Here is a 23,124-nt window from a genome sequence, read left to right as displayed (position 1 = left end):
CAGACCGATGACCTTCATTCTTCCGGTCCTTTCCTGTTACATGTTTCGAGAGCATCGTAAAATCTTTCGAGTATGACCCTCAGGCGTCGTCCGGACGTCCCGAAGTTGAGGCGGACGAAGCCTTCCAGGGAGGGCCCGAAAACCGTACCAGGCTGCAATGAGATCTTTCCTTCGTTCAGGAGAAGCGTGTGCACATCGGGGAGGGCCCGGACGTCTCGTAGATCAATCCAGGCGAGATATGTGGCGGCCGGCGGAAGAAAACGCACGCGGCCGACATGCGATAGAAAATCACTCACTATCGTGCGATTGACACTCAACCGTGCACGGAGTTGATCGAGCCATTCGTCACAGGATTCCCAGGCGGTGATCGTCGCCGTCACCCCGAGCGCTCCGGCCCCGCTGCGCAGGTGCCAGGGCATTGCGCGGAACAGGTCGTGCAGCGCGGCACTGCCGAAGTGGCCCACGGCGCAGCGCAGCCCGGCGATGTTGAAGGTCTTGGCGGCGGAGGTGAACACGACGGACCGTTCGGCGGCGTCGGGCACCGAGGCGATCGACGGGCAGTCGGCCCCCTCGTAGACGATCTCCGCGTGGATCTCGTCCGAGAAGATCACCGCGTCCCGGCGCACCGCCAGCCGGGCGATCACCTCCAGGGTGGCGGTGTCGAACACGTGCCCCGTCGGATTGTGCGGCTGACAGAGCACGATCAGCCGGATGCGCCGCTCCCGCTCGACGGCCGCCCAGGACTCGGCCGCACGCGCGTCACCGTGGTTCGCCACGGGCAGCAGGACGGGTCGACGCCCCAGCGAGCGGATCGCCTCCAGGAAGGGCGGATAGGTGGGGGTGTGCACGAGCACCTGGTCACCGGCGCGGGTATAGGCGAGCACGGCGCAGCACAGCGCCTGGGTGATCTGCGCGCAGATCTCCACGGCGCCGGGGTCCGGCTGCCAGCCGTGTTTGGCGCGCATGCGCCGGGCGAAGAGTTCGGCGAGCCGCACCGGCGTCCCGGCGGTGTAGTCGGGATAGCCGAGGTGGGAGCGGGTCACCGCGTCGCGCAGGACGGCGCGGATCGGCGGTGCCACGGCGAAGTCGAGTTCCGCGATGTCCGCGGGGATCACGTCGGGGCGGGCCCGGCCCCACTTCAGTCCCGGTCCGGCCCGTAACTGCCGGTCAGTGAGGGCTACCAGGCGCATACCGCTCCGCCCCCCGCGCGTCTCGGACCACAGCCGCGGCCCCGAGGGTCCCGGGCGTTCGGCTCGGATCGTTCCTGCTGGTCGTCTGGTGCACCGACACGACCCGGACGCGCGACCCCGCCGGCACGTCCTCGGTGATCCTGGCGCCGGCCTCGATCCGGCAGTCGTCCCCGATGGTGACCGGCCCGTAGACCCCGACATTGCCGGCGATCTCCACCCGGTCGCCGACCACCGGGTGCCTGCGTCCGGTCCACTGGCTCGGCCCGCTCCGGATCGACCTGCTGCCGAGGACGACGTTGTGCAGCAGGTAGCAGTCGGTGCCGATGCGCACCTGTTCGCCGATGACGGTGCCGAAGCCGTGATCGATGACCGTACGGCTGCCGATCACCGCGGCCGGATGGATTTCGATGCCCGTGGTGACCTTCGCGGTCTCCGCGATGCGGCGAGCGGCGATCGCCACTGCGTGGTCCGGGCGCCCGCCGTCGGGCATCGCCACGCCGACGCGGTACAGCCGGTGCGCCACCCGGTGCGCCAGCAGCGCCCGGAACCCCAGGTAACTCTCGTACACATAGACGACACTCGACCGGGCGGCCGGGTCGCGGGCGGCCAAGGCGTACAGGTCGTCGAGGACGGCCAGCGGCACGTCCCGCATCAGCTCCTGGGTGTACGACGGGGCGAGTCCGGCCTGGGCCAATCGTTTCCGCACGGGGCGCAGAATGCGCCGGACATCCGAATGGATTCGCTGGATCGACACCGCGTCGTTCATTCGTAGTCCTCTCCACGGTCGTAGAGAAAAGAGACACAGAGGGTGCCGGGCGGCTGGTGTCCCGGGTCCGGGGGCGGCATTTTCCAAACCGCCGCCGCATTGGCGCAGCTGCTCGGTCCGACGAACATCCGGTGTTCCTCGAAAAGTCTCCGGCCCGCTTCGGCGACCTCCTGGTCGGTGACCGGGACCACGGCGTCCAGTTCGGCACCGGGAAAGAACGGGGCCGCTTGCCCGACGGAGAATCCCTGGAGCGCGTGCGCGCCATGCACATCGGCGCGCAGATCGCAGTGGGGCGGCTCCACCCCGACCACCTCGACGGTGCGGAACCACTGCCGCAGGGCCCTGGAGACACCCCGCGCGGTCGCTCCCGTGCCGAGTCCGGTGACCAGGACCACCTTCGTGCCCCTGCCGTGTCCGCGGCCGATCAGTTGGGCGAGGATCTCGGCGCCGGTGCCCTGCTCGTGCGCGGCCGGATTGGCCTGGTTGCCGAACTGGTTGAGGTAGACGTACCGGTCGGGCTGCTCCCGCAGCATGAGCCGCACCGCCTCTTCGTTGTCGGCGCACTGCGGGAAGGCGGCCCCGCGGTCCAGCACGGTGGCACCCAGGCGGGCCGCCAGTTCCTTCTTCGTCTTCGAGTAGCCGGGGTCGGTGACGAGGACCAGCTCATGCCCCCGAATGGTGGCCTCGATCGCGAGGCCGATTCCCAGATTTCCACCGGTCCGCTCCAGAAGGACTTTTCCCCCTCCGCGTACCAACTCCCCCCGCTGTTCCGCGTCATCCACCAGTGCACGCGCCACTCTGGCCTTGTGACTGCGCCCTGGATGCAGAAATTCACACTTGAAGAAGGCGCCCGGGAATATCTCGATCAACGGCGTCGGCGGCATGGGTTCCCACATGATGAGAGAGTAGTGGCTGCCCATGGGGGCAGCAACCACCTCCCTTCCTCTTTCGGACAGGCAGCAATCGGAACGCCCACTTCTCGATCATTCGGAAATTCCGTGATTCTTTTTGGGACGGAGAAGTTCTCCTGGGGCGGAACGGGAAAGAGCCGCATCCCCTCACCGGGGAGGCGGACGACCGCGTCGTACTCGACACCGGTGTCACTGGTGACCTTCACGGTGCGTGAGGCGGTGCCGTCGTCGAGGTCGGTGACGTCGGCGCCCAGAACGGTGAGGCGTCCACGGGCCGGGTGCCGCAGTGCTCGTCGGAAGGGGCGTCAGGGGCGGGTCCGGATCCGCCCTTTCCACGGTTTTCCCCTGGCCAACGGCTACCTCTCCCGTCCCCGGTGCACCAGAATGGGAGCGGTTCCCGGGCTCTCCGGGCGGCGCGTCCAAGGGCGGGGGGAGGAGCGCGGACGACGGACTCCGGGGCCTTCGACGCGGCCCGGCTGCCGTCCGCCGCGTTCCGGGCGGTCGGCAGCCGGCGTGTGCTGTTACGCGCCGGTGCGGGGCCGCTGGTGGACACGGTCCACCACGAACTGGCCGACGCCTGCGAGCGGTTCGGTGGCCGGGTGGTGCGGGACGGCGCCGGCGGGGACCCCGGGCTGGTCCTCGAACTGACCGGGGGCGCTCCCGACGACGAGGGGTTCACGCTCGCGCGCCGGGCCGGGACCACGACCGTCACCGCGTCCGGCGGACGCGGGCTGCTGTACGGCCTGTTCCACGTCGTACGGCTCGGGGAGGACGCCTTCCGCGGTGAGCGCGCCCGCGAGGTGCACCGTCCGGCGCTCGCCTCGCGCGTGCTGGACCACTGGGACAACGTGGCCGTGCAACCCGGTCATGGGCCAGGTGGAGCGCGGCTACGCGGGCGGATCGCTGTTCTGGGCGGACGGGCGGGCGCGCGGCGACCTGGAGCGGGTGCGGGCGTACGGCAGGCTGCTCGCGGCGTGCGGGATCAACGCCGTCGCCGTCAACAACGTCAACGTGCACGAGACCGAGGCGCGCCTGCTGACCGACCGGATCGGCGACGTGGCCGCGATCGCCGGCGCGCTGCGTCCGTACGGCGTCCGCACGCACCTCTCGGTCACCTTCGCCGCGCCGATGGTGCTGGGCGGGCTGCCCACCACCGACCCGCTGGACGAGGCGGTGCGCGCCTGGTGGGCTCGGGCGACGCGCCGGGTGTACGAGGAGATCGGCGACTTCGGCGGATACGTCGTGAAGGCCGACTCGGAGGGCCGGCCCGGCCCGTTCGCCTACGGCCGCTCGCACGCCGACGGCGCGAACCTGCTGGCCGCCGCGCTGGAGCCGTACGGCGGCACGGTGCACTGGCGGGCGTTCGTCTACGACCACCGGCAGGACTGGCGGGACCGGACGACCGACCGGGCGCGGGCGGCGTACGACCACTTCACCCCGCTGGACGGGGAGTTCGCCCGCAACGCCGTGCTCCAGGTCAAGCACGGGCCGATGGACTTCCAGGTGCGCGAGCCGGTCTCCCCGCTGATCGGCGCGATGCCGCGCACCCGGCTCGCGGTGGAGGTGCAGGCCACCCAGGAGTACACCGGGCAGCAGCGGCACGTGTGCTGGCTGGGCCCGATGTGGAGCGAGGTGCTGCGCTTCCGGCCGGAGGGCGGGAGGGGCGCCCGGGTGGGCGAGCTGGCGCGAGGCGGGCCGGTGGCGGTGTCCAACGCCGGCGACGACCCGTTCTGGACCGGCCACCCCCTCGCCCAGGCCCACCTCTACACCTTCGGCCGGCTGGCCTGGGACCCGGCGGCGGATCCGCGGGCGGTCCTCGACGAGTGGATCGCGCTGACCCACCCGGGGGCCCCGGCCCGGCTGGCCGCCGGGCTGCACGCCGTGCTCGACGGCTCCTGGCGGACGTACGAGAAGTACACCGCGCCGCTCGGGGTGGGCTTCATGGTGCAGCCGGGGCACCACTACGGCCCGAGCGTGGACGGCTACGAGTACAGCCCCTGGGGCACCCACCACTTCGCCGACCGGGACGGTGTCGGCGTCGACCGCAGCACGGCCACCGGGACCGGGTACGCGGGCCAGTACGCGAAGCCGTGGGCCAAGGTGTACGAGTCGCCGGAGACCTGCCCCGACGAGCTGCTGCTGTTCTTCCACCACGTGCCGTACGGGCACGTGCTGCACAGCGGGAAGACGGTGATCCAGCACGTCCACGACACGCACTTCGAGGGGGTGGAGGAGGCGGAGGAGGCCCGCCGGGTGTGGGCGGGTCTCGCGGACCTGGTGGAGCCGGCCCGGCACGCGCGCGTGGCCGAGCGGTTCGAGGAGCAGCTGCGCGGCGCCCGCGAGTGGCGCGACCAGGTCAACAGCTGCTTCCTGCGCAAGTCCGGGGTGCCGGACGCGCGGGGGCGCACCGTCCACTGAGGCTCGAAGGAGCCGGGCGCCGTCCCCGGCGTCTCCCCCGCGGGGATCCGCGCGCTCGGCGAACCGGCGACGGCCGTCCCCGGGACCCGGCGGCTCCCGTGCGGACCGCGGCGCGGCACCACCCGCGTCAGCGGCTCGTCCGGACGGCCCCCGGGCGTGGCCCGCCGTGCGGGGTCACTTCCGGTCCTCGCCCCGGTGGGGGGCGGTGGGATCGCCGGTGTTCCAGGTGCGGTCGAGGAAGTCGGCGATCAGCGGGGCGATCTCGGGCAGGTGTGTCTCCAGGGCGAAGTGGCCGGTGTCGAAGAGGTGGAGTTCGGCGTCGGGGAGGTCACGCAGGTAGGCCCGGGCGCCGGCCTCGGTGAAGAACGGGTCGCCGACGCCCCAGGTGATGAGGGTGGGCGGGACCCGCACACGCAGCCAGGACTGCCACCGGTCGTAGCGTTCGAGGTTGGACCGGTAGTCGAAGGCCAGCGCCACCTGAGCGTCCTTGCGGCCGGGAAGGTCCAGGAAGTGCTGGTCGAGGGTCCAGCCGTCGGGGGCCAGCAGTTCCGGGTCGAGGACACCGGTCTCGTACTGGCCGCGGGTGCCGGGCAGGGTGAGCAGGTCGCGGACGGTCTTCTCGGCGCCCGGGGTCTCGGGGCGCAGCGCGATGAAGGCGCGGGCCGCGTCCGACAGGCCCTCCTGGTACGCATTGCCGTTCTGCACGACCAGGCCGGCGATCCGTCCGGGGTGCCGCTCGGCGAGGCGGAAGCCGATCGGGGCGCCGAAATCGAACATGTACAGGGCAAAGCGGGTCAGGCCGAGCCGCCGCACGAAGCCCTCGGTGATGTCGGCGAGACGGTCGAAGGTGTGGACGAAACCGTGCGGGGTCCGGGTGTGGCCGAAACCGGGGTGGTCGGGGGCGACCAGCCGGTAGCGGGAGCCGAGGACGTCGATCAGACGGCGGAACTGATGCGAGGCCGAGGGGAAGCCGTGCAGCAGCAGGAGCACGGGGGCGTCCGGACGCTCGGGAACCGACTCGCGGTAAAAGACACGGACGCCCTCGACATCGAGATGGCGGTGAACGGTGCGGGCCACCGGTAAATCCCTCATGACTAATCCCTTCTCTTGCTCTTGACGCATTAGATGTATCGCACGGCCGACTAACACGTCAAGGGCCTGTTGTACCGTTAGAAGCATGAGTGGTCCCGTCCCTCTGACCGGGGAGCCGCTGGCTCTGGACCTGGTCAACACCCATCCGTCCGCCGGTGACCTGCTGACCGGCCCCGACGGCCTGCGCGCCTGGCTGCTCCTGCAGGCCGACCGGTTTCCCGAAGCACGGGAGTTCGCCGCCGCCGAACTCACCGACGCCGTCCTGGAGGCCGCGCGTGATGTCCGCGCGCACACGGCCCGCGCGCTCGACCGCGCCCGCCACGGCGAACGGCCCCCGTCGGGAGCGCTGGACGCGCTCACCCGGGCCCAGGGTGCCGCGCCCGCCGTTCGGGAGTTGGGCTGGAACGGCACAGCCGTCACCGCCACCCGCCGCCGCACCGGACCGATCGCCGCGCAGTTGGCGGCCTGGCTGGCCGAAGCCGCCGCCGACCTGCTCGCCGACCCGGCGGTCGCCGCGGTCCGCCAGTGCGAGGCAGAGGACTGCGTCCTGCTGTTCCTGCCCGCCCATCCACGCCGTCGCTGGTGCTCGGCCGCCCGCTGCGGCAACCGCGTCCGCGTCGCCCGCCACTACCAGCGCCACCGCGCCACCTGACCCCCTCGGTCAGGTGGGAAACGGCTCCGTGTGTCGCACGCCGCTCCCCGCGCCGGCGGGGAGGACTCCTGCGCTGCCGGCCGGCGACCGTCGGCCCCCACGGGACACCCCCGCGTCGGCGGGGGTGTCCCGGCCGCTTCCGTCCTCGCCCACGGAGACGGCGTCCGGATCCGCAGGACCGCCACGCCGAGCGGGTCGGGGGTGAAGGGGCCCGCCCTGTTCGGTGCGCTTGCCGGTGAGCAGGTCGGTGGCGGGGGCGTGCGCGGTGCGGCGGGCCGGTCCGGGGGCGTGGTCGAGGAGGAGGAGCAGGCGGGTGCCGTCGGGGGCGATCCGGGTGGCCGTCTCCAGGGCGGGGTGGCCGGCGCACCGTCCGGCGAGGCGGGCGGCCGGCGCGGTGGGGAGCCGGCGGTACGCCGGTGGGCCGGGGCAGAAGGTGTGGCGCCGGCCGTAGCGGTGCCGGCGGCCCTCGAAGTCGGTGTGGTTGACCTCGGGGTACCGCTTCGCCGGCCAGGGCGGGAGGGCGGCGGTGCCGGTGGCGAGGCAGACCCGGCGGCCCGCTGCGGCAGCGCGGTCGAGGACGCGGTCCAGGACGGTGAAGTCGTGGGTTTCCTCGGCGGGTTGGGTGAGGGACCAGGAGAAGACCCCGACGGTGAGGGTGTCGATGCCGGCCCGGGTGAACAGGCGGTGGTCCTCGTCCCACACCTCCCGCGGCCGCTGTTCGGGGTTGTAGTCGCCGCCGTACGGGATCTTCGGGGTGGGGGCGGGGTCATGCCGTGAACTCCTCCTCGGTCTCGGCGATCACCGGGCGGCTGCCGTGCAGCAGGGAGAGCGGCAGCGGGGCGGCGAGCAGGGCGGGCAGGGCCTCGGTGAGCAGGGCGGTCCCGGCGGCCGTCAGGAGCAGCAGCGAGCCGGCGCCGAGGGTGGCGCGGCCTGCCGCACGAACGGCTGACCCGGGTGAACGCCGGGTACGCGCATCTGCTGATGGACAACCGGGGCCAGGGCGACCAGTACGGCTGCGGCGGCGACACCCCCGACCCGCACGCCGCCGCACCGGGCGGCCCCGGCCCGGCGGTCCGCGGCCTGCTCGCCCCGCGGGACCACCACTACCGCCGGCTGATCACCGACGCGGTGCGCGCGGTCGCCGCCGTGCGCACCCTGCCGGGCGTGGACCCCTCACGCGTCGCGGCGGCCGGCAACAGCCAGGGCGGGGGACTCGCGCCGGCGGTGGCGGGCCTGGTGCCGGACCTGGCGGCCGTGCTGGTCACCACCCCGCTGCTGTGCGGCATCCCCCGCGCCCTGGACCTCACCGACACGGGCCCGTACGGCGAGATCGCCGCCTATCTCGCGGTCCACCGGGGCGCCGAGGAGGCCGCACGCCGCACGCCCTCCTACGTCGAGGGCGTCTCCTTCGCCCGCCGCGCCCATGCCCCGGACCACTTCGGGGTCGGCCTGCGGGACACGGTCTGCCCGCCGAGCGGGGCGTACGCGGCGTTCAACCGCTACGCGGAACTGACGGCCGGGGAGCCGGACAAGGTGCTCCACGCCTATCCGTTCAACGGGCACGAGGGCGGGGACGCGGTGCGCGTGCGGCGTCAACTGGATTGGTTCGCTTCACTGTTGGGCGACTGAGGGAGGCGGGCGGCCCCGACGACGACCGGACGCGCCGCCGGGGCCGCCCGCGGGGGCGGTCCGGCCGGCCCGGCAGGGCGGGGCCGGCCGGACCGCGCGCGGGGAGACCGGACCGGGGCAGGGGGTCCCGCGCGGGCGGGGAGGACCGGCCCGGGGGCGGCACCACCTCGGATTACTGTCGTGGCCATGACATATCTGTCGGCCGCCGCGGGCTTGACGGGTCGTGCGCATGGACGCCCGGAGCCGGATGAGGTGGGGCGTCCCGACGGCGGGTTCCGGTCCACCGGAGCATGGGAGCGCTCCCACCTCACCCGTGAGGGGAAGGTAGCGCCGGACGGCGCGGTTGTAAACGGTTGCCGCGCGGGAGGCTCGCCCCGCCGGCCGGCCGGGGACGCCGGCCGGCCGGCGGGGAGGACGGCGCGGGCCGCATCCCCGGAGCCGGGGATGCGGCCCTGAACCGCCCTGCCGTACCGCTTACTTGCGGATCAGGTTGCGCAGCACGTACTGCATGATGCCGCCGTTGCGGTAGTAGTCCGCCTCGCCGGGGGTGTCGATGCGGACGACCGCGTCGAACTCGACGCCGGTGTCGGTGGTGACCTTCACCGTGCGCGGGGTGGTGCCGTCGTTCAGCTCGGTGACGCCGGAGACGGAGAAGGTCTCCTCACCGGTCAGGCCGAGGGAGTCGGCGGACTGCCCCTCCGGGAACTGCAGCGGCAGGACGCCCATGCCGATGAGGTTCGAGCGGTGGATGCGCTCGTAGGACTCGGCGATGACGGCCCTGACGCCGAGGAGCGCGGTGCCCTTGGCCGCCCAGTCGCGGGACGAGCCGGAGCCGTACTCCTTGCCGGCCAGGACGACCAGCGGGACGCCGGCGGCCTGGTAGTTCTGCGAGGCGTCGTAGATGAAGGAGACCGGGCCGCCCTCCTGCGTGAAGTCGCGCGTGTAGCCGCCCTCGGTGCCCGGCGCGATCTGGTTGCGCAGGCGGATGTTGGCGAACGTACCGCGGATCATGACCTCGTGGTTGCCGCGGCGGGAGCCGTAGCTGTTGAAGTCGCGGCGCTCGACGCCGTGCTCCGTGAGGTACTTGCCGGCCGGGGTGTCGGCCTTGATGGCGCCGGCCGGGGAGATGTGGTCGGTGGTGACCGAGTCGCCGAGCTTGGCGAGCACGCGGGCGCCGGCGATGTCCTCGACCGGGGCCGGCTCCATCTGCATGCCCTCGAAGTACGGGGGCTTGCGGACGTAGGTGGACTCGGCGTCCCACTCGAAGGTGTTGCCGGTGGGGATCGGCAGCGCCTGCCACTGGGCGTCGCCGGCGAAGACGTCGGAGTAGGACTTGGAGAACATGTCCTCGCCGATGGCGTTGGCCACGACGTCGTTGACCTCGGCCTCGGACGGCCAGATGTCCTTCAGGTAGACCGGGTTGCCGTCGGTGTCGGTGCCCAGGGCGTCCTTGGTGATGTCCACCTTCATGGAGCCCGCGATCGCGTAGGCGACGACCAGCGGCGGGGACGCCAGGTAGTTCATCTTGACGTCGGGGTTGATCCGGCCCTCGAAGTTGCGGTTGCCGGAGAGGACCGAGGTGACGGCGAGGTCGTGGTCGTTGACGGCCTTGGAGACCTCCTCCGGCAGCGGGCCGGAGTTGCCGATGCAGGTGGTGCAGCCGTAGCCGACGAGGTTGAAGCCGACCTTGTCGAGGTACGGGGTCAGGCCCGACTTCTCGAAGTAGTCGGTGACGACCTTCGAACCCGGGGCGAGGGTGGTCTTGACCCACGGCTTGCGGGTCAGGCCCTTCTCGACCGCCTTCTTGGCCACCAGGGCGGCGGCGACCATGACGTACGGGTTGGAGGTGTTGGTGCAGGAGGTGATGGCCGCGACCGTCACCGCGCCGTGGTCCAGCTGGTAGGTCGAGCCGTCGGGGGCGGTGACGGTGACCGGGTTGGACGGGCCGGGGCCGGGCACGACGGCGGAGTGCTGCGGGGCGCCGGCGCCGTTGTCGTCGTGGCCGTAGGCGGGGGCGTCGGAGGCCGGGAAGGACTCGGCGGACGCCTCGTCGACCGGGGACTCGACGCCGTGCGGCTGCTCCTGCTGCGGGACGCCCGGCTTGCGGTCGTCGCCGCCGGTGACGCCGGCCTCCACGTAGTTGAGGACGTCGGCGTTGAACTGCTCGGCGGCGCGGGACAGCTCGATGCGGTCCTGCGGGCGCTTCGGGCCGGCGATGGACGGGACGACGGTGGACAGGTCCAGCTCGAGCTTCTCGGAGAAGTCCGGCTCGGCCTTCGGGTCCAGCCAGAGGCCCTGCTCCTTGGCGTACGCCTCGACCAGCGCGACCTGCTGCTCGGAGCGGCCGGTCAGGCGCAGGTAGCTCAGCGTCTCGTCGTCGATCGGGAAGATCGCGGCGGTGGAGCCGAACTCCGGCGACATGTTGCCGATGGTGGCGCGGTTGGCCAGCGAGGTGGCGGCGACGCCCTCGCCGTAGAACTCGACGAACTTGCCGACGACACCGTGCTTGCGCAGCATCTCGGTGATGGTGAGCACGAGGTCCGTGGCGGTCGTGCCGGGCTGGAGCTCACCGGTGAGCTTGAAGCCGACGACGCGCGGGATCAGCATGGAGACCGGCTGGCCGAGCATGGCGGCCTCGGCCTCGATGCCGCCGACGCCCCAGCCGAGGACGCCGAGGCCGTTGACCATCGTGGTGTGCGAGTCGGTGCCGACCAGGGTGTCGGGGTAGGCCTTGCCGTCGCGGACCATGACGACACGGGCCAGGTGCTCGATGTTCACCTGGTGGACGATGCCGGTGCCGGGCGGGACGACCTTGAACTCGTCGAACGCGGTCTGGCCCCAGCGCAGGAACTGGTAGCGCTCGCGGTTGCGGCCGTACTCCAGGTCGACGTTCTGCTTGAAGGCGTCGTTGGTGCCGAACTTGTCGGCGATGACGGAGTGGTCGATGACCAGCTCGGCCGGGGCCAGCGGGTTGATCTTCGCCGGGTCGCCGCCCAGCTCCTTCACGGCCTCGCGCATCGTGGCGAGGTCCACGACGCAGGGCACGCCGGTGAAGTCCTGCATGATCACGCGGGCCGGCGTGAACTGGATCTCCTGCGACGGCTGGGCCTGCGCGTCCCAGCCGCCGAGGGCGCGGATGTGGTCGGCGGTGATGTTCGCGCCGTCCTCGGTGCGGAGCAGGTTCTCCAGCAGCACCTTCAGGCTGTAGGGAAGGCGCGCGGAGCCCTCGACCTTGTCCAGCCGGAAGATCTCGTACGACTCGTCGCCCACCTGCAGCGTGCTGCGGGCGTCGAAGCTGTTCGCCGACACGACAGTCTCCTTCATTGATGTGCGCGTACCACCACGATCCTGCCGCCACGGCATCTCGACCGATCCGCTAAGGTAAGGCTAACTTAGGTAACCCTTAGCAGGGTGGCGGCTGCGGTGCTCCTCGGCAGATATCTCGATGTCGAGATAACTCTAGTACACCGGGGCCGAATGGTCATGCCCGGGCCCGGTTGTCCGCTGCCGTCCGATCGAGCCGTTCGCCGTCCGGTCGAGCCGTTCGACGGCGAACCCCGTCGTCCCGGCCTCCTCGCCGGTGAACCCGGTCGCACGAGGGGACGCACCGGGGACTGGCACCAGGGGCCGTACCGGGGGCCGGGTGGCCGTACCGGTCGGGGTGGGTCTCACGGATCCGTACGTCGAGCTGTCGCACGTGGTGCTGTGCGCGCGCCGGCGGCGACCCCTGCCGGACCGCGTGACGGCCCGGTTCGAGGACGTGCCCGCGGTACGGCCGTTCCGCCGGTCGCGCGGTGAGCGTCACCTCCCGGGCCGGCACACGGCCCGCGACCGGGGCGGCATCACCCCATCGACTCCAGGATGCGGCCGAGTGTCCGGCGCCCCATGGTGCTCATCGCCGGATTGCTCTCGGCGTAGTACCAGACGACCCCCATCGCCTGCTCGAACGCCCACGCCTTGCCGCGCTCCCACTCCAGATCGTCACAGCCCAGTGTCCGCCGGAGCACTTCCCGCGGACCCGCCTGCAACAGGTGCCAGGCGCCGACCAGGTCCAGCGCGGGGTCGGCCGGGCCGAAGCCGCCGGTGTCGAGCACACCGCCGAGCCGGTCCCCCGCGACCAGTACGTTGCCGGGAATCAAGTCACCGTGGCTCATCACGTCGGCACCCGTGCGCGGCAACTCCCGGAAGCGGCTCCACACCCGGCGCAGCCGGGGCACGTCGAGCAGCCCCTCGCTCTCCTCGAAGCACTTCGCCATCCAGTCGTCGTGGTGAGCGAGAACGCCGCCACGGCCTCCGCCGCTGAAGAGCCGCCCCCGCGTGTCGGCGTCCCGCAGGGCCGCGATGAAGGCCGCGAGGTCCTCGGCGAAGGCGTCCGACCCGCTCGGGTCGGCGTCAAGGGCGACCGTTCCCGGCACCCACGTCTGGACCGACCACGGCATGGGGTAGCCCGCTCCGGGCTTTCCCAGGGCGACGGGTTCCGGGGCGGGGAACCGGGACACCCGTGCCAGTTCCGCGCTCGCCCGGGCCTCCTGTTCCAGAACCGCCAGCACCTCGGCGGGATCGGCCGGACGCAGGGGGAAACGCGCGGAGAGGTCGTTCCCGATGCGGAAGATGGCGTGGTCCGTCCCGGTCGACGACACGAGTCGGACCGCCTTGCCGCTCCACCGGGGGAACTGCTCCTGGATCAAGGCCGCAACGGTTTCGGTGGTCACGTCCACCTGGTCGTCGTGCATGGTCAATCTCGCGGGCCCTCCACTGGTCCGGTCCGGAACGCCGGGAGCGGACCGGATCGACTGGGACGACAGCCAGTATCCAGACGCCGGGATCCAGATCAACCGGGTTGTGCGGCCGCGTCGAAGGACACCGGCCCCACCCGGCCCACGCCCCGGGTGTCCGCGCGCCCGCGGCCGGCTCACAGCCCCGTCGCGCCGTCGATCCGCTCCCTCAGCAGGTCGGCGTGACCGTTGTGGCGGGCGTACTCCTCGACCATGTGCAGGAGGACCCAGCGCAGGGAGACGGTGCCGCGCCAGGAGTCGTGGCCGGTGACGTCGAGACCGGGCGCCCCGGCGCAGAACCGCTCGGCGAAGGCCACCTCCGCCCGCCAGGCCCTCCAGGCCGCCCCGACGGTGGCCGGGTCGCCGGCGGCGCCGTCGAAGTCCCCGTCGGGCTCGGCGGGGGACGTGAAGAGGGCCGGCGCGTCCTGCCCGGCCAGCACCCGCCGGAACCACCGCCGCTCCACCTCGGCCAGGTGCCGCACCAGCCCGAGCAGCGACAGCCCGGACGGTTCGACCGAGCGCAGCGCCAGTTCCCCCTCCCCGAGACCGGAGCACTTCACCTCCAGCGTGGCGCGCTGGGCGCCCAGGACGTCCAGGAGCATCGACCGCTCGTCACCGGTCGCCGGGCCGCCGAAGCGGCGGTCGCCCTCCGGGGCGTCGAACAGTTCGACTCGTCTGCGGGGTTCGCTCACGCGTCCATCATGACCCCGCCCCGACGGGGTAACCGTGCTGAGACAGGGTCACTTCCCGTGACATGGAGGGAGGCAGGGATGCCGCTCACATTTCGCAAGAGCTTTCGAATCCTTCCGGGGGTGCGGCTGAACATCAACAAGCGGTCGTGGTCCATCACCACCGGCGGCAAGAACGGGCCCCGCCACACCCACAGCAGCACCGGACGTCACACGACATCGATGGATTTGCCCGGTCCTTTCGGCTGGCGCCGCACCCGCCGCGCCAGGGGACACTGACGACATGTCACCCGAATGGACCCCCCAGGAGGTGCCATCTCATATCTGAGATAGCCTCAACCCCATGGCAGACGACTACCTCGTACGCATCGGCAAGCTCATCCGTGACGCCCGGCAGCACCGTGGCTGGACACAGTCGCAGCTCGCCGAGGCTCTCGGTACCAGCCAGAGCGCCGTCAACCGCATCGAGCGCGGCAACCAGAACATCAGCCTTGAGATGATCGCTCGCATAGGAGAGGCCCTCGACAGCGAAATCGTCTCCCTGGGCTACGCCGGGCCGATGCATCTGCGCGTGGTGGGCGGCCGCCGGCTCTCCGGCGCCATCGACGTGAAGACGAGCAAGAACGCGTGCGTGGCACTGCTGTGCGCCTCGCTGCTCAACAAGGGGCGCACGGTGCTGCGCCGCGTGGCCCGCATCGAGGAGGTCTACCGCCTCCTGGAGGTGCTGCACTCCATCGGCGTGCGCACCCGGTGGATCAACGACGGCGTCGACCTGGAGATCGTGCCCCCGGCCGAGCTGGACCTCGCGTCCATCGACGCGGACGCCGCCCGCCGCACCCGCTCCATCATCATGTTCCTCGGTCCGCTGCTGCACCGCCTGGACCGCTTCATGCTGCCCTACGCCGGCGGCTGCGACCTCGGTACGCGCACCGTCGAGCCGCACATGATCGCGCTGCGCCGGTTCGGCCTGGACATCGCCGCGACCGAGGGCCAGTACCACGCGGTGGTGGACCGTACCGTCAGCCCCGACCGCCCGATCGTGCTGACCGAGCGCGGGGACACCGTCACCGAGAACGCGCTGCTCGCCGCCGCCCGGCACGACGGCACCACCGTCATCCGCAACGCCTCCTCCAACTACATGGTCCAGGACCTGTGCTTCTTCCTGGAGGCCCTGGGCGTCAAGGTCGACGGCATCGGCACCACCACGCTCACCGTGCACGGCGTGCCCACCATCGACGTCGACGTGGACTACTCCCCCTCCGAGGACCCGGTCGAGGCGATGAGCCTGGTGGCCGCCGCCGTCGTCACCGAGTCGGAGCTGACGGTGCGCCGGGTGCCGATCGAGTTCCTGGAGATCGAGCTCGCGGTCCTGGAGGAGATGGGCCTCGACCACGACCGCACGCCGGAGTACTTCGCCGACAACGGCCGCACGCGCCTGGTGGACCTGACCGTCCGCCCCTCCAAGCTGGAGGCGCCGATCGACAAGATCCACCCGATGCCGTTCCCCGGCCTGAACATCGACAACGTCCCGTTCTTCGCGGCGATCGCGGCGGTGGCCCAGGGCAAGACCCTCATCCACGACTGGGTCTACGACAACCGCGCGATCTACTTGACCGACCTCAACCGCCTCGGCGGCCGCCTGCAGTTGCTGGACCCGCACCGCGTCCTGGTCGAGGGCCCGACCCGCTGGCGCGCCGCCGAGATGATGTGCCCGCCGGCCCTGCGGCCCGCGGTGGTCGTCCTGCTGGCGATGATGGCGGCGGAGGGCACGTCCGTCCTGCGCAACGTGTACGTCATCAACCGCGGTTACGAGGACCTGGCGGAGCGGCTGAACTCGATCGGGGCGCAGATCGAGATCTTCCGGGACATCTGACCGCTTGTCGGGAGGAAGCCGCCACACCTGGCCTGTTGCGACAAAGAACAGAGGGATGTGGCGGCATCCGGGAAACACGCCCGGGGCGGCTGCATTTCTTCCTGCTGCTCCACGGGGGACGTCTGCCTCCCGTTTCCACGATGCCGTCGCGCCCGGTCACGGACCGAGGTGCACATACGCCGCCCACACCTCCACGGCTTCCGGGCGTTCGCGGCGGCGTTCCCGCACCGCTGCGTGCAGGGCGTGGGCCGCGTCGCGGGCCGTCGGGGCGGGGCGCGGGTGGCCGGCGGTGGTGAGGGCTTCCAGCAGGTTCTCGTAGAAGCGGGTGGTGACATGCCTGGCGCGGAGGCTGTTCAGCTGCCACTGGGCGGCGACGACGTGCCGGAAGCCGGCGAGCAGGAGTGCTCCGGCCAGGCTGACGGGCTCGTCGGAGTGGGCCCGAGGGGCCAGGTGGGTCTGGCAGGCCGAGAGAAATGCGAGCTCGGCCTTGTCGAGGCGGAGACCGGCGATGTCCCGGATGCGCAGGGAGTTGCTCGTCGTGTGGTCCCACAGGTAGAGGAGTCCGTCGGGTTCCTCCGGATGCTGCTCGCCGTGCCCCGCGAAGTGGAACCATCCCCCGGCCCTGAGCTGCCTCAGAACGGTCGCCCGCAGCGCGTCCTCGTCGCGCAGCGGCCTGGCCGTGGGGAACAGTCGCGCCACGGCGTCGATCTCAGCGGCGACGTGGTGCAGCTCGGCCAGGTCCGTTCCCGGCGGGGTCCCACCGACACCGACGAGCAGCATGGGGCGCTTGACCCCGGATGCGGCCCGGTCGGCCTCGCGGGCGGTCTTGAGGGCGCGGAGCGTCGGTGTGTGACTGGAGACGAACCGGTCGGTGAGACTGTCGCCGTCCGGGCCGGACGGGTCTTTGATCCGGGTGGCCGCATGGACCGGAAGGTGGTTGAACACACCGGTGGGACACCACCAGATCCCGGGTGGCGACGCGGCGCCGCTCCCCGCCGGAGAAAAGGGAAGAACCCTCAGTACGGGCTCCGCGACCGCCCTCCACAGCCAGTCCAGCAGGTCGATGAGGTATGAGCGGAGCTCGGCGAGCTGTCCCTCCTGATCGTCGCCCTCCTCCTCTCGCGGGTGCACGAGCCGTGACAGGGCCTGGGCACGGAGCACCGCCTTGCGGTGCCGGAATCCGGGCAGCGGAACGACCGTGAGAGCGTTGTCGTGCAACTGCCCCTGGGGTGGCCCCACCCGGTGGCCACCCCGGGGCCTGCCCACCGCTCAACCAAGGAACAACGCACGTGGTACGCGTAAACCAGACCAGCAACCCCCGGTCGGTCGTCGTCCTAAGCTCGGGTACCGATTGGCGTACCCGAGCCGCCGGGCAGAAGCGCAGCAGCGGGGCCGAGTCCGAGATACCTCGGAAGCAGCCCGCGAAGATCAGAGCCTTGCAGCAGGCCATCAGCTTGGCGAACATGGCCATCAACAAGAAGAACTGGAGTGCGGCGCGCTACGCGCTCAGCCGGGCCCGCGTCCTCACCGACGCTCTTCCCGCCAACGTGGCGGTTTCGGAACGCGAAAGACTCGCCGCGGCCCGCAAGAGGTTCGCCGCGCGCAACACGCCGGCCGCGAAGAAGGTCAGGCAGACGAAGGCGGCAGCGGCCAAGCGAGCGGGCGGCAAGAAGCCAGCCCCGAAGAAAGCCACAGCGAAGAAAACTGCCACGCAACCGAAGCCCGCGCCCGTGCGCGACCTCGGCGACCGTTTCATCAACCGCGCGGCCCTCGGCTACGGCCCCACGAACGAGAAGCGGTGAGGGCGTGCCGCCCGCTACTCCAGCGGACGGCACGCCCTCAAGTCGCTCATCGCTCCGACGCGAACCGTACGAACTGCCCCCAGCCTTCACGGCCGATGGCGAAGGCCGGCCGGGTGACGTCCTTGGAGTCCCGTACGTGGACGGCCTGTTCGGCGATCGCGACCTCCACGCAGCTGTCACCCTGGGTGCCGCTGTAGCTGGACTTGAACCAGGCGAGTTCCGACATACCACTGCTCATAGCTCTCCTCGCAGTCGCTCCAGCAGGTCCCGGGATTCCTTGGGGTTCAGGGCCTGCGAGCGCAGTGTGTCATAGCGTTGGCAGAGCAAGCTCACTTCTTTCGCGTCGGAGATCAGCCGTCCGTTCTGCTGCCCTTCCGAGTACCCGAGCCGCCGCCCCTCCGCGGTCTCCACCAACTGGACCGGCCCGTCCAGGCATCCGTGAAAGTCCAGCTTCAACGGCACCACCTGAAGCGTCACGTTGCGCGGCGCCGTCAGCTCAAGCACATGGTCCAGCATGTTCGCCTGAACCTCGTGCCCACCCAGCCCACGCCGGAACACCGACTCCTCCACGATGAAGCCGAACGGCACGGTCGGCCGCTCCCGCATCATCGCCTGCCGTTCCATTCGGGCCGCGACCTGCGCCTCCGTCTGCTCGTCGGTCAGCAACGGGATGCTGTTGTCGAACACCGCCCGCGCATACGCCTCCGACTGCAACAACCCCGGCACCAACCGGCACTCATACGTACACAGACTCACCGCCTCCCGCTCCAACCGCGCCCACCGCCGGAACCAAGCCGCCAGCCCCGCCTCCCCCCGCGCCAGATGCCGCGCGGCCTTCCGCAACGCCCCCGTGTTGCCCAGCGCCTCCTCCGCGCGCTCCACGAACGCCTCGTCCGGCATCCTGCGCCCCAACTCCACCGACTCGACCGTGTGTTTGGAGTACTGCACCCTCGCCGCGAGGTCCGCCCGGCTCAGCCCCGCGTGCTCCCGAAGCCCCTGCACGACCGCCCCGAACGTCCGCAGGCTGTCCGACGGATGCGGCTCCCGCTCCCACTCCCCCGCCGGAACCGCCCGCGCGCCGGCGCCCCCGGCCGCCGTCTCCCCCTCGACCCCGACCACGTCCATCCGCCGCCCCTTTCCTCTCCTCCGTACCGCGCGCCACGGCGGCTCCTCACACCGCCCGCGTCCACGCCCAGACTGACGGATCATCAGACGTACCGTCCACTCTTCGTGTCCGTACGCTGACTCAGCGTACGGGGTGCCACACTCGTCTCCGCCCCCGTCCGACCGCCACGCTGAGGTCACGGAGATTCCGGGCCGAGCCGTCCGTGTCCGCCGCTCACCTGCGGAAACACCCGGCGAACGCCCCTCTGTGCACTCCCGCCCACTCCGGGCGGCGGCGGCCGGACCCGGCCGCTTCGGACGAGCTGGAAGGTGCAGTCATTCAGAACGGAACCGACCTCTACGCACTGGACATCGGCGGGGCCTCGTTCACGAAGGCGTGCGGCGGCCCCTGCACGGAAGGGTGCGTGACCCTGGCCCGGATCGGTGCGGACGCCTGGGCGCTCGGCGACAGCAAGCGGCCGGACGTGGCGCCGCTGCGGTTCACCACGGAGGAGTTGGACGCCGCCGGTATCGACCCGGCCCGCTTCGGCCTGGGCACCTGACACCTCCCTCCCCTTCCCCCAGCCGCCGGCCGGACCGCGTTCCTCCCGCGCGTCCGGCCGGCACTCCTCGTCATGGAAACGGGAACAGCACGTGCACCACCACGCCTACCTCTGGACCGGCCCGAAGGCCCGCTTCGACGACGAGGCCCTGCGGCGGCCCCCGCACCCCGATCCGCCCCCGGCCGGCAGCAGGCGGGAACTGATCGAGCGTTACCGCCTGGTGGCCGCGGAGTTCCGCACGGCGGACCTCCCGCCGCTGGAGACCGCGTACTGGCTCGTCAAGCCCCGCTCACTCGTGCGGGGCACCTGGGAGGAGGCGAAGGAGGCCGCGGCCTGGTTCGGTGAGCGGCTGACCGAGTACGCCCCGAGGTTCGCCGTGGAGCACGGGCGCGACACCGTACGCCTCGCCCGGCTGGTGGACTCCGCCGCCGAGCGTCTGCACGCGGGCGGCGACGTGTCGTACGGCGTCTACCTCGAACGTCCCTCGTACCTCTCCCTCGCCGTGGTCACCTGCTCCCCGAACCGCGCGGCCCCCGACCTGCCCTGCCCGTGCACATAGACCGCTTTCACTGGATCAAGTCGGTGTGCGGGTGCTCGGGGGACTCCGGGCAGACGTAGAGCTGCATGTTGTCAGCGCTGCCCACTTCCACCCGCGTCGGCTGTGCGGGGGACAGGCCGGCGATGTGACCGCGGGCGTAGGCGGCGGCCCGCTCCTCCTGCGGCGCCCAGTTGTACGTTTCGCCGTCCCATTCGAAGGAGGCGATGGTCAGCAGCGGGACCATCCGGGCCTCGCACACGGCGCAGTACCGGGGGATCGGGTCGGTACGACCCCACGGTGGCCAGCCGCCGACCTTCCAGCCGGGAGCGTCGGCCAGGTGGGCGTCGTAGTACTCCGCCGGGTACTCCTCGTACGAGCCGTGCACCACCGCACGGGCCGCCTGCCATCGGCTCCAGTCCTGCACCACCTGCCTCACCTCGGGGCTCAGATCGAGGCTGCCGGGGTACTCGGTGATCGCTTCCGGGGCCAACAGACACGGCTCCGGCACATAGCCGTCGTAGTTGGCCTCGTACGGTTCCGGTGGCGTGGCCAGGACGTCGGTGACCGAGGCGGCCGAGCGCCAGAACACCCTGGTCGCGGGCTTCCAGTCCGGCTCGTGGTCGTAGGGGCACCAGAGGATCTGGAGCAGATCGGCCTCTCCGGGCGGCCGCAGCAGGGGCACGTCGCGCAGATACAGCTGGGCCACGGGCAGCAGCGGGACCGGGCAGTCCGCGGGCAGCGGGGGGCCCGCGTCGAGCCGCTCCGCGAGCCTCGCGGCCTTCTGCTCCAGGGCCGCCACCTCCTCGGGCGTGAACGAGGGGCCGTAGGGGTCGTCATGCTGCTGGGCCCGCCGGTACCTGCCGAGCCGTATCGCTGCCGGTGACTCGCGGAAGCCGCTGTCACCGTGCAGGTGCGCGTCCTCGCAGTGCGGCCAGGGTTCGTCGGCCGGCCACAGCAACGGTCCCCCGACGGAACTGTCCTTGACCGACGGCGATCCCGGGCGGGGGTGCAGCCGGATCGCGGGACGCGCCAGCGGGGCCAGTTCGGGAAACAGCTCGGTCACCTCGACCGGCCGCGGCGGAGTCGTACGTACGAAAACCATGCCGGTGATCCTGTCACCCGCCACCGACAGTCCCCCGCCTCCGCGGAGGCCCCGGGACGACATCGGGAACTCCGTTCCGGCTTCCCACGTTCCTCACACAGCGCTCAGTGTGGCGGGAGTCCGGCGTACCGCGCCCCTCCCTCCTCCGTACGCTTGCTCCCCGTACGGGGCGCGGCACTCGCCCCCGCCCGCACCCGGCCGCCACGCTGAGGGCATGAACCACGCAACACCCCACGTGGGCACCTCCGTCGGCACCTTCACCCAGCTGCTGTCGTCCACGCGGCGCGGCGCCCGTCTCGCCCGGCTCCTCGCGGTGACCGAGCTGCGGTCCAGGGGCGTCTCGCAGGACCTGACGGACCGTGCCGCACTCGTCGTCGCCGAGCTGGCCGCCAACGCCGTCCTGCACGGCCGCGTACCCGGCCGCTGCTTCCGGCTGACCCTCGTGCTCGGCCCGGCCGCCGGGCGCCTCCGGGTCGAGGTGAGCGATGCCCGTGGGGACCTGCACCCGCTCCCCTGCCCCACGGCCACCGCTCTGGACCCGCTCTCCACCGGCGGACGCGGCCTGACCCTCGTCACCGCGCTCGCCGACCACTGGGACTGCGTCCCCTACCCGCCCACCGGCAAGACCGTCCGGGCCGACCTGCTCGACACCACGGCGTGAGCGGACGCAGTGCGCCCACGTGGTGCTATGCCTCCGCGGGCAGCGCGGGGAACACGACGACCGAGCCGTCCTTCTCGCGGGCGATCTCGATCGCCACGTCCTGCGGGCGACCGCCGACCGTGACACCACGGCCCAGCTGGTGAATGCGGTGGGCCGCGTTCATGAGGCGATCGACCTCACTGGGCTTGAAGACGGGCAGCCGTCCGTTCGGGCGGGTCAGTTCCAGAGCTGACAGGCGCAGGAGGACATCGGCGAGGCCCGACTCCAGCTCGTCGAGGCGCTGCTGGTCGCTCTTGAGCTCCCGGACGAAGTTCTCGAAGGGGTTGCCGGGGTCGTTCTGGGCGTGTTCGACGGCCTGAAGGACGACGACTCGGCGCTTCAACGCCACGGCGAGTGAGGCGATTTCGAGGTGGGCGCGGAACGTGCCGCCCTGGTCGTCGATGCCGGGGAACGCCTCGGTCAGGGTGTTGAGTTCGACGGGCTTGTCCTCGGGCAGTGCGTCGAGCGCGCTCTGCCACCGGGCGAGACGGCGGTCGGCTTTGCTCAGGGCCGTGTCGATGGCGTAGACCGCCGAGTCGAGTCCCAGCGAGACTCCGAGCTTGCCCTGGTCGAGCAGGATGGCCGTGGCCTTGTCGATGGCGGCCCGGCAGCCGTCGAGGGCGCTGCGCTCGTCGTCGAGCTTGTCCTCATGGAGTTGCTCCAGCAGTTCCGTGATGTGCTCGATGGCCTGCTGGCGCTTCTGGTCGGCGTGCGCGCTCACCCCGACCGCGACGGCCATGAGCACGAGGGGGGCGGCCACGGTGAGGGCCGCACCGCCGGCGGCGACGGCCCCGGCGGTGGCACCGGCCCCACCGGCCGTACCGGCCGCGGCGGCACCTCCGACCGGCACGAACTTCGCACCGGCGGCGATCTTGCCCGCCGAGTCCACGAGCGGGCCGCGGATGGCACCGGCCGCCCCCTTCGCCACCATCGGGCGCACGAGCCCCTTCCCGACCTGGGCGGCGACCTTCGCCGGGACCACCATCCGGTACAGCACCTCGCCGGAGGCGGTCGCTCTCGCCGCCGTGAGGGAGGTGCGTGTGGACTGGTTGATGAACTGCGACAGGTGCTGTGCCAACGGGCTCGCCGCGTCGAGCGAGAGGCCACGGCTGCGGTCGATCCTGGCGGGAAGGGGATGCGCCTCCAGCGTGACGATCGGCTGGTCCGCCAGGGCGGCCAGCGCTCCGCGCAGTTCGGTCAGGCGCTCGGCCGTCATCGACTCGCCGGCGGTCAGCGCCGGCACCCGGACGTCGGCGGTCGCGAGCGTCCACACGGGCACGGTCGTCTTGTGGTCGTCGGTCATCGTCTCCCCTTGTTCTT

20 protein-coding genes and 3 pseudogenes are annotated in these 23,124 nt (G+C 71.6%); 10 read left to right on the top strand and 13 right to left on the bottom strand.

All coding sequences use genetic code 11. The features are described 5' to 3' along the window. Positions 1–14: 14 nt before the first annotated feature. From GL259_RS29380 to GL259_RS29370, 3 genes are read right to left on the bottom strand one after another with little or no spacing between them, the layout of a single operon-like run. Complete coding sequence (locus GL259_RS29380) at positions 15–1,190, bottom strand: aminotransferase class I/II-fold pyridoxal phosphate-dependent enzyme (RefSeq protein ID WP_159536303.1); 1,176 nt, start codon at positions 1,188–1,190, stop codon at positions 15–17. Then, on the bottom strand, positions 1,168–1,896 hold the full coding sequence (locus tag GL259_RS29375) for a serine acetyltransferase (protein WP_159536302.1): 729 nt from the start codon (positions 1,894–1,896) through the stop codon (positions 1,168–1,170). Before GL259_RS29375 ends, GL259_RS29380 begins: the two co-directional genes overlap by 23 nt. Before the next feature lie 56 nt (positions 1,897–1,952). Beyond that, positions 1,953–2,876: a pyridoxal-phosphate dependent enzyme gene (locus GL259_RS29370; protein WP_159536301.1), complete on the bottom strand. Its 924-nt coding sequence runs from the start codon at positions 2,874–2,876 to the stop codon at positions 1,953–1,955. 467 nt (positions 2,877–3,343) lie between these two features. On the opposite strand from GL259_RS29370, the pseudogene GL259_RS29365 reads away from it, so the two are divergent. Next, positions 3,344–5,285, top strand: a pseudogene (locus GL259_RS29365) (alpha-glucuronidase). Between the two features lie 174 nt (positions 5,286–5,459). Here the strand turns inward: GL259_RS29365 and GL259_RS29360 are convergent. Next, the gene (locus tag GL259_RS29360; RefSeq protein ID WP_159536300.1) at positions 5,460–6,377 is read right to left on the bottom strand and encodes an alpha/beta hydrolase; all 918 of its coding nucleotides are present in this window, start codon (positions 6,375–6,377) and stop codon (positions 5,460–5,462) included. 85 nt (positions 6,378–6,462) lie between these two features. On the opposite strand from GL259_RS29360, the gene GL259_RS29355 reads away from it, so the two are divergent. After that, a complete protein-coding gene (locus GL259_RS29355) occupies positions 6,463–7,029 on the top strand; it encodes a CGNR zinc finger domain-containing protein (RefSeq protein WP_159536299.1) in 567 nt (188 codons plus the stop codon). 345 nt (positions 7,030–7,374) lie between these two features. Here GL259_RS29355 and GL259_RS29350 read toward each other — a convergent pair. Beyond that, positions 7,375–7,776 (bottom strand): annotated as a pseudogene (locus GL259_RS29350) (beta-galactosidase); the annotation flags it as partial. Positions 7,777–7,843: 67 nt separating this feature from the next. Here GL259_RS29350 and GL259_RS39370 point away from each other — a divergent pair. Together GL259_RS39370 and GL259_RS29345 are read left to right on the top strand one after the other, a co-directional pair. Continuing rightward, positions 7,844–7,978 carry a hypothetical protein gene (locus GL259_RS39370; RefSeq protein WP_279578659.1) on the top strand — a complete coding sequence of 45 codons (135 nt, stop codon included), beginning with the start codon at positions 7,844–7,846 and terminating at the stop codon, positions 7,976–7,978. Continuing rightward, positions 7,945–8,658 (top strand): annotated as a pseudogene (locus GL259_RS29345) (acetylxylan esterase); the annotation flags it as partial. The gene GL259_RS39370 and the pseudogene GL259_RS29345, both read left to right, overlap by 34 nt. Positions 8,659–9,132: 474 nt before the next feature. On the opposite strand, the gene GL259_RS29340 reads toward GL259_RS29345, so the two are convergent. The 3 genes from GL259_RS29340 to GL259_RS29330 all read right to left on the bottom strand — a co-directional run bounded on the left by GL259_RS29340 (position 9,133) and on the right by GL259_RS29330 (position 14,125). Then, complete coding sequence (locus GL259_RS29340; RefSeq protein WP_159536298.1) at positions 9,133–11,967, bottom strand: aconitate hydratase; 2,835 nt, start codon at positions 11,965–11,967, stop codon at positions 9,133–9,135. Positions 11,968–12,500: 533 nt separating this feature from the next. Continuing rightward, the gene (locus tag GL259_RS29335) at positions 12,501–13,391 is read right to left on the bottom strand and encodes an aminoglycoside phosphotransferase family protein (protein ID WP_208026637.1); all 891 of its coding nucleotides are present in this window, start codon (positions 13,389–13,391) and stop codon (positions 12,501–12,503) included. Positions 13,392–13,570: 179 nt separating this feature from the next. Then, complete coding sequence (locus tag GL259_RS29330) at positions 13,571–14,125, bottom strand: DinB family protein (RefSeq protein WP_243762409.1); 555 nt, start codon at positions 14,123–14,125, stop codon at positions 13,571–13,573. Between the two features lie 78 nt (positions 14,126–14,203). Here GL259_RS29330 and GL259_RS29325 point away from each other — a divergent pair, with 78 nt between their 5' ends. Continuing rightward, entirely contained in the window at positions 14,204–14,401 is a 198-nt protein-coding gene (locus GL259_RS29325) for a DUF4236 domain-containing protein (RefSeq protein WP_159536296.1), read from the top strand. A gap of 64 nt (positions 14,402–14,465) precedes the next feature. Next, a complete protein-coding gene (locus tag GL259_RS29320; protein ID WP_159536295.1) occupies positions 14,466–15,995 on the top strand; it encodes a UDP-N-acetylglucosamine 1-carboxyvinyltransferase in 1,530 nt (509 codons plus the stop codon). 156 nt (positions 15,996–16,151) lie between these two features. Here the strand turns inward: GL259_RS29320 and GL259_RS29315 are convergent, their stop codons facing one another. Further along, complete coding sequence (locus GL259_RS29315; RefSeq protein ID WP_243762408.1) at positions 16,152–17,234, bottom strand: CHAT domain-containing protein; 1,083 nt, start codon at positions 17,232–17,234, stop codon at positions 16,152–16,154. 197 nt (positions 17,235–17,431) lie between these two features. Here GL259_RS29315 and GL259_RS29310 point away from each other — a divergent pair, with 197 nt between their 5' ends. Beyond that, on the top strand, positions 17,432–17,797 hold the full coding sequence (locus GL259_RS29310) for a hypothetical protein (protein ID WP_243762407.1): 366 nt from the start codon (positions 17,432–17,434) through the stop codon (positions 17,795–17,797). A gap of 46 nt (positions 17,798–17,843) precedes the next feature. On the opposite strand, the gene GL259_RS29305 is transcribed toward GL259_RS29310, so the two are convergent. Beyond that, positions 17,844–18,035: a DUF397 domain-containing protein gene (locus GL259_RS29305; RefSeq protein WP_159536292.1), complete on the bottom strand. Its 192-nt coding sequence runs from the start codon at positions 18,033–18,035 to the stop codon at positions 17,844–17,846. After that, a complete protein-coding gene (locus tag GL259_RS29300; RefSeq protein WP_159536291.1) occupies positions 18,032–18,922 on the bottom strand; it encodes a helix-turn-helix transcriptional regulator in 891 nt (296 codons plus the stop codon). The genes GL259_RS29305 and GL259_RS29300 overlap by 4 nt, the downstream gene beginning before the upstream one ends. 317 nt (positions 18,923–19,239) lie before the next feature. On the opposite strand from GL259_RS29300, the gene GL259_RS29295 reads away from it, so the two are divergent. Together GL259_RS29295 and GL259_RS29290 are read left to right on the top strand one after the other, a co-directional pair. After that, positions 19,240–19,464 carry a DUF397 domain-containing protein gene (locus GL259_RS29295; RefSeq protein ID WP_159539075.1) on the top strand — a complete coding sequence of 75 codons (225 nt, stop codon included), beginning with the start codon at positions 19,240–19,242 and terminating at the stop codon, positions 19,462–19,464. Between the two features lie 91 nt (positions 19,465–19,555). After that, on the top strand, positions 19,556–20,023 hold the full coding sequence (locus tag GL259_RS29290; RefSeq protein WP_159536290.1) for a hypothetical protein: 468 nt from the start codon (positions 19,556–19,558) through the stop codon (positions 20,021–20,023). Between the two features lie 7 nt (positions 20,024–20,030). Here the strand turns inward: GL259_RS29290 and GL259_RS29285 are convergent, their stop codons facing one another. Beyond that, positions 20,031–21,104: a hypothetical protein gene (locus GL259_RS29285; protein WP_159536289.1), complete on the bottom strand. Its 1,074-nt coding sequence runs from the start codon at positions 21,102–21,104 to the stop codon at positions 20,031–20,033. A 214-nt stretch (positions 21,105–21,318) separates the two neighbouring features. Here GL259_RS29285 and GL259_RS29280 point away from each other — a divergent pair, with 214 nt between their 5' ends. Continuing rightward, positions 21,319–21,765 (top strand): ATP-binding protein, encoded by a 447-nt coding sequence (locus tag GL259_RS29280; RefSeq protein ID WP_159536288.1) that lies wholly within the window; start codon positions 21,319–21,321, stop codon positions 21,763–21,765. Between the two features lie 25 nt (positions 21,766–21,790). On the opposite strand, the gene GL259_RS29275 is transcribed toward GL259_RS29280, so the two are convergent. Further along, positions 21,791–23,107 carry a hypothetical protein gene (locus GL259_RS29275; protein WP_159539073.1) on the bottom strand — a complete coding sequence of 439 codons (1,317 nt, stop codon included), beginning with the start codon at positions 23,105–23,107 and terminating at the stop codon, positions 21,791–21,793. Between the last annotated feature and the right edge of the window lie 17 nt (positions 23,108–23,124).

The sequence above is a fragment of the Streptomyces sp. Tu 3180 genome (assembly GCF_009852415.1).
In the GTDB taxonomy this organism is placed as follows: domain Bacteria; phylum Actinomycetota; class Actinomycetes; order Streptomycetales; family Streptomycetaceae; genus Streptomyces.
The sequence above is the reverse complement of the archived record's forward strand: the minus strand, read 5'-3'. Positions and strand labels throughout refer to the sequence as shown.

What these genes read in the sequence shown, in the direction of transcription:
- GL259_RS29280 (WP_159536288.1), top strand. Translation starts at nt 21,319, where the DNA reads ATGAACCACGCAACACCCCACGTGGGCACCTCCGTCGGCACCTTCACC.
- GL259_RS29300 (WP_159536291.1), bottom strand. Translation starts at nt 18,922, where the DNA reads ATGGACGTGGTCGGGGTCGAGGGGGAGACGGCGGCCGGGGGCGCCGGC.
- GL259_RS29360 (WP_159536300.1), bottom strand. Translation starts at nt 6,377, where the DNA reads ATGAGGGATTTACCGGTGGCCCGCACCGTTCACCGCCATCTCGATGTC.
- GL259_RS29275 (WP_159539073.1), bottom strand. Translation starts at nt 23,107, where the DNA reads ATGACCGACGACCACAAGACGACCGTGCCCGTGTGGACGCTCGCGACC.
- GL259_RS29370 (WP_159536301.1), bottom strand. Translation starts at nt 2,876, where the DNA reads ATGGGCAGCCACTACTCTCTCATCATGTGGGAACCCATGCCGCCGACG.
- GL259_RS29380 (WP_159536303.1), bottom strand. Translation starts at nt 1,190, where the DNA reads ATGCGCCTGGTAGCCCTCACTGACCGGCAGTTACGGGCCGGACCGGGA.
- GL259_RS29285 (WP_159536289.1), bottom strand. Translation starts at nt 21,104, where the DNA reads ATGGTTTTCGTACGTACGACTCCGCCGCGGCCGGTCGAGGTGACCGAG.
- GL259_RS29320 (WP_159536295.1), top strand. Translation starts at nt 14,466, where the DNA reads ATGGCAGACGACTACCTCGTACGCATCGGCAAGCTCATCCGTGACGCC.
- GL259_RS29305 (WP_159536292.1), bottom strand. Translation starts at nt 18,035, where the DNA reads ATGAGCAGTGGTATGTCGGAACTCGCCTGGTTCAAGTCCAGCTACAGC.
- GL259_RS29355 (WP_159536299.1), top strand. Translation starts at nt 6,463, where the DNA reads ATGAGTGGTCCCGTCCCTCTGACCGGGGAGCCGCTGGCTCTGGACCTG.
- GL259_RS29325 (WP_159536296.1), top strand. Translation starts at nt 14,204, where the DNA reads ATGCCGCTCACATTTCGCAAGAGCTTTCGAATCCTTCCGGGGGTGCGG.
- GL259_RS29335 (WP_208026637.1), bottom strand. Translation starts at nt 13,391, where the DNA reads ATGCACGACGACCAGGTGGACGTGACCACCGAAACCGTTGCGGCCTTG.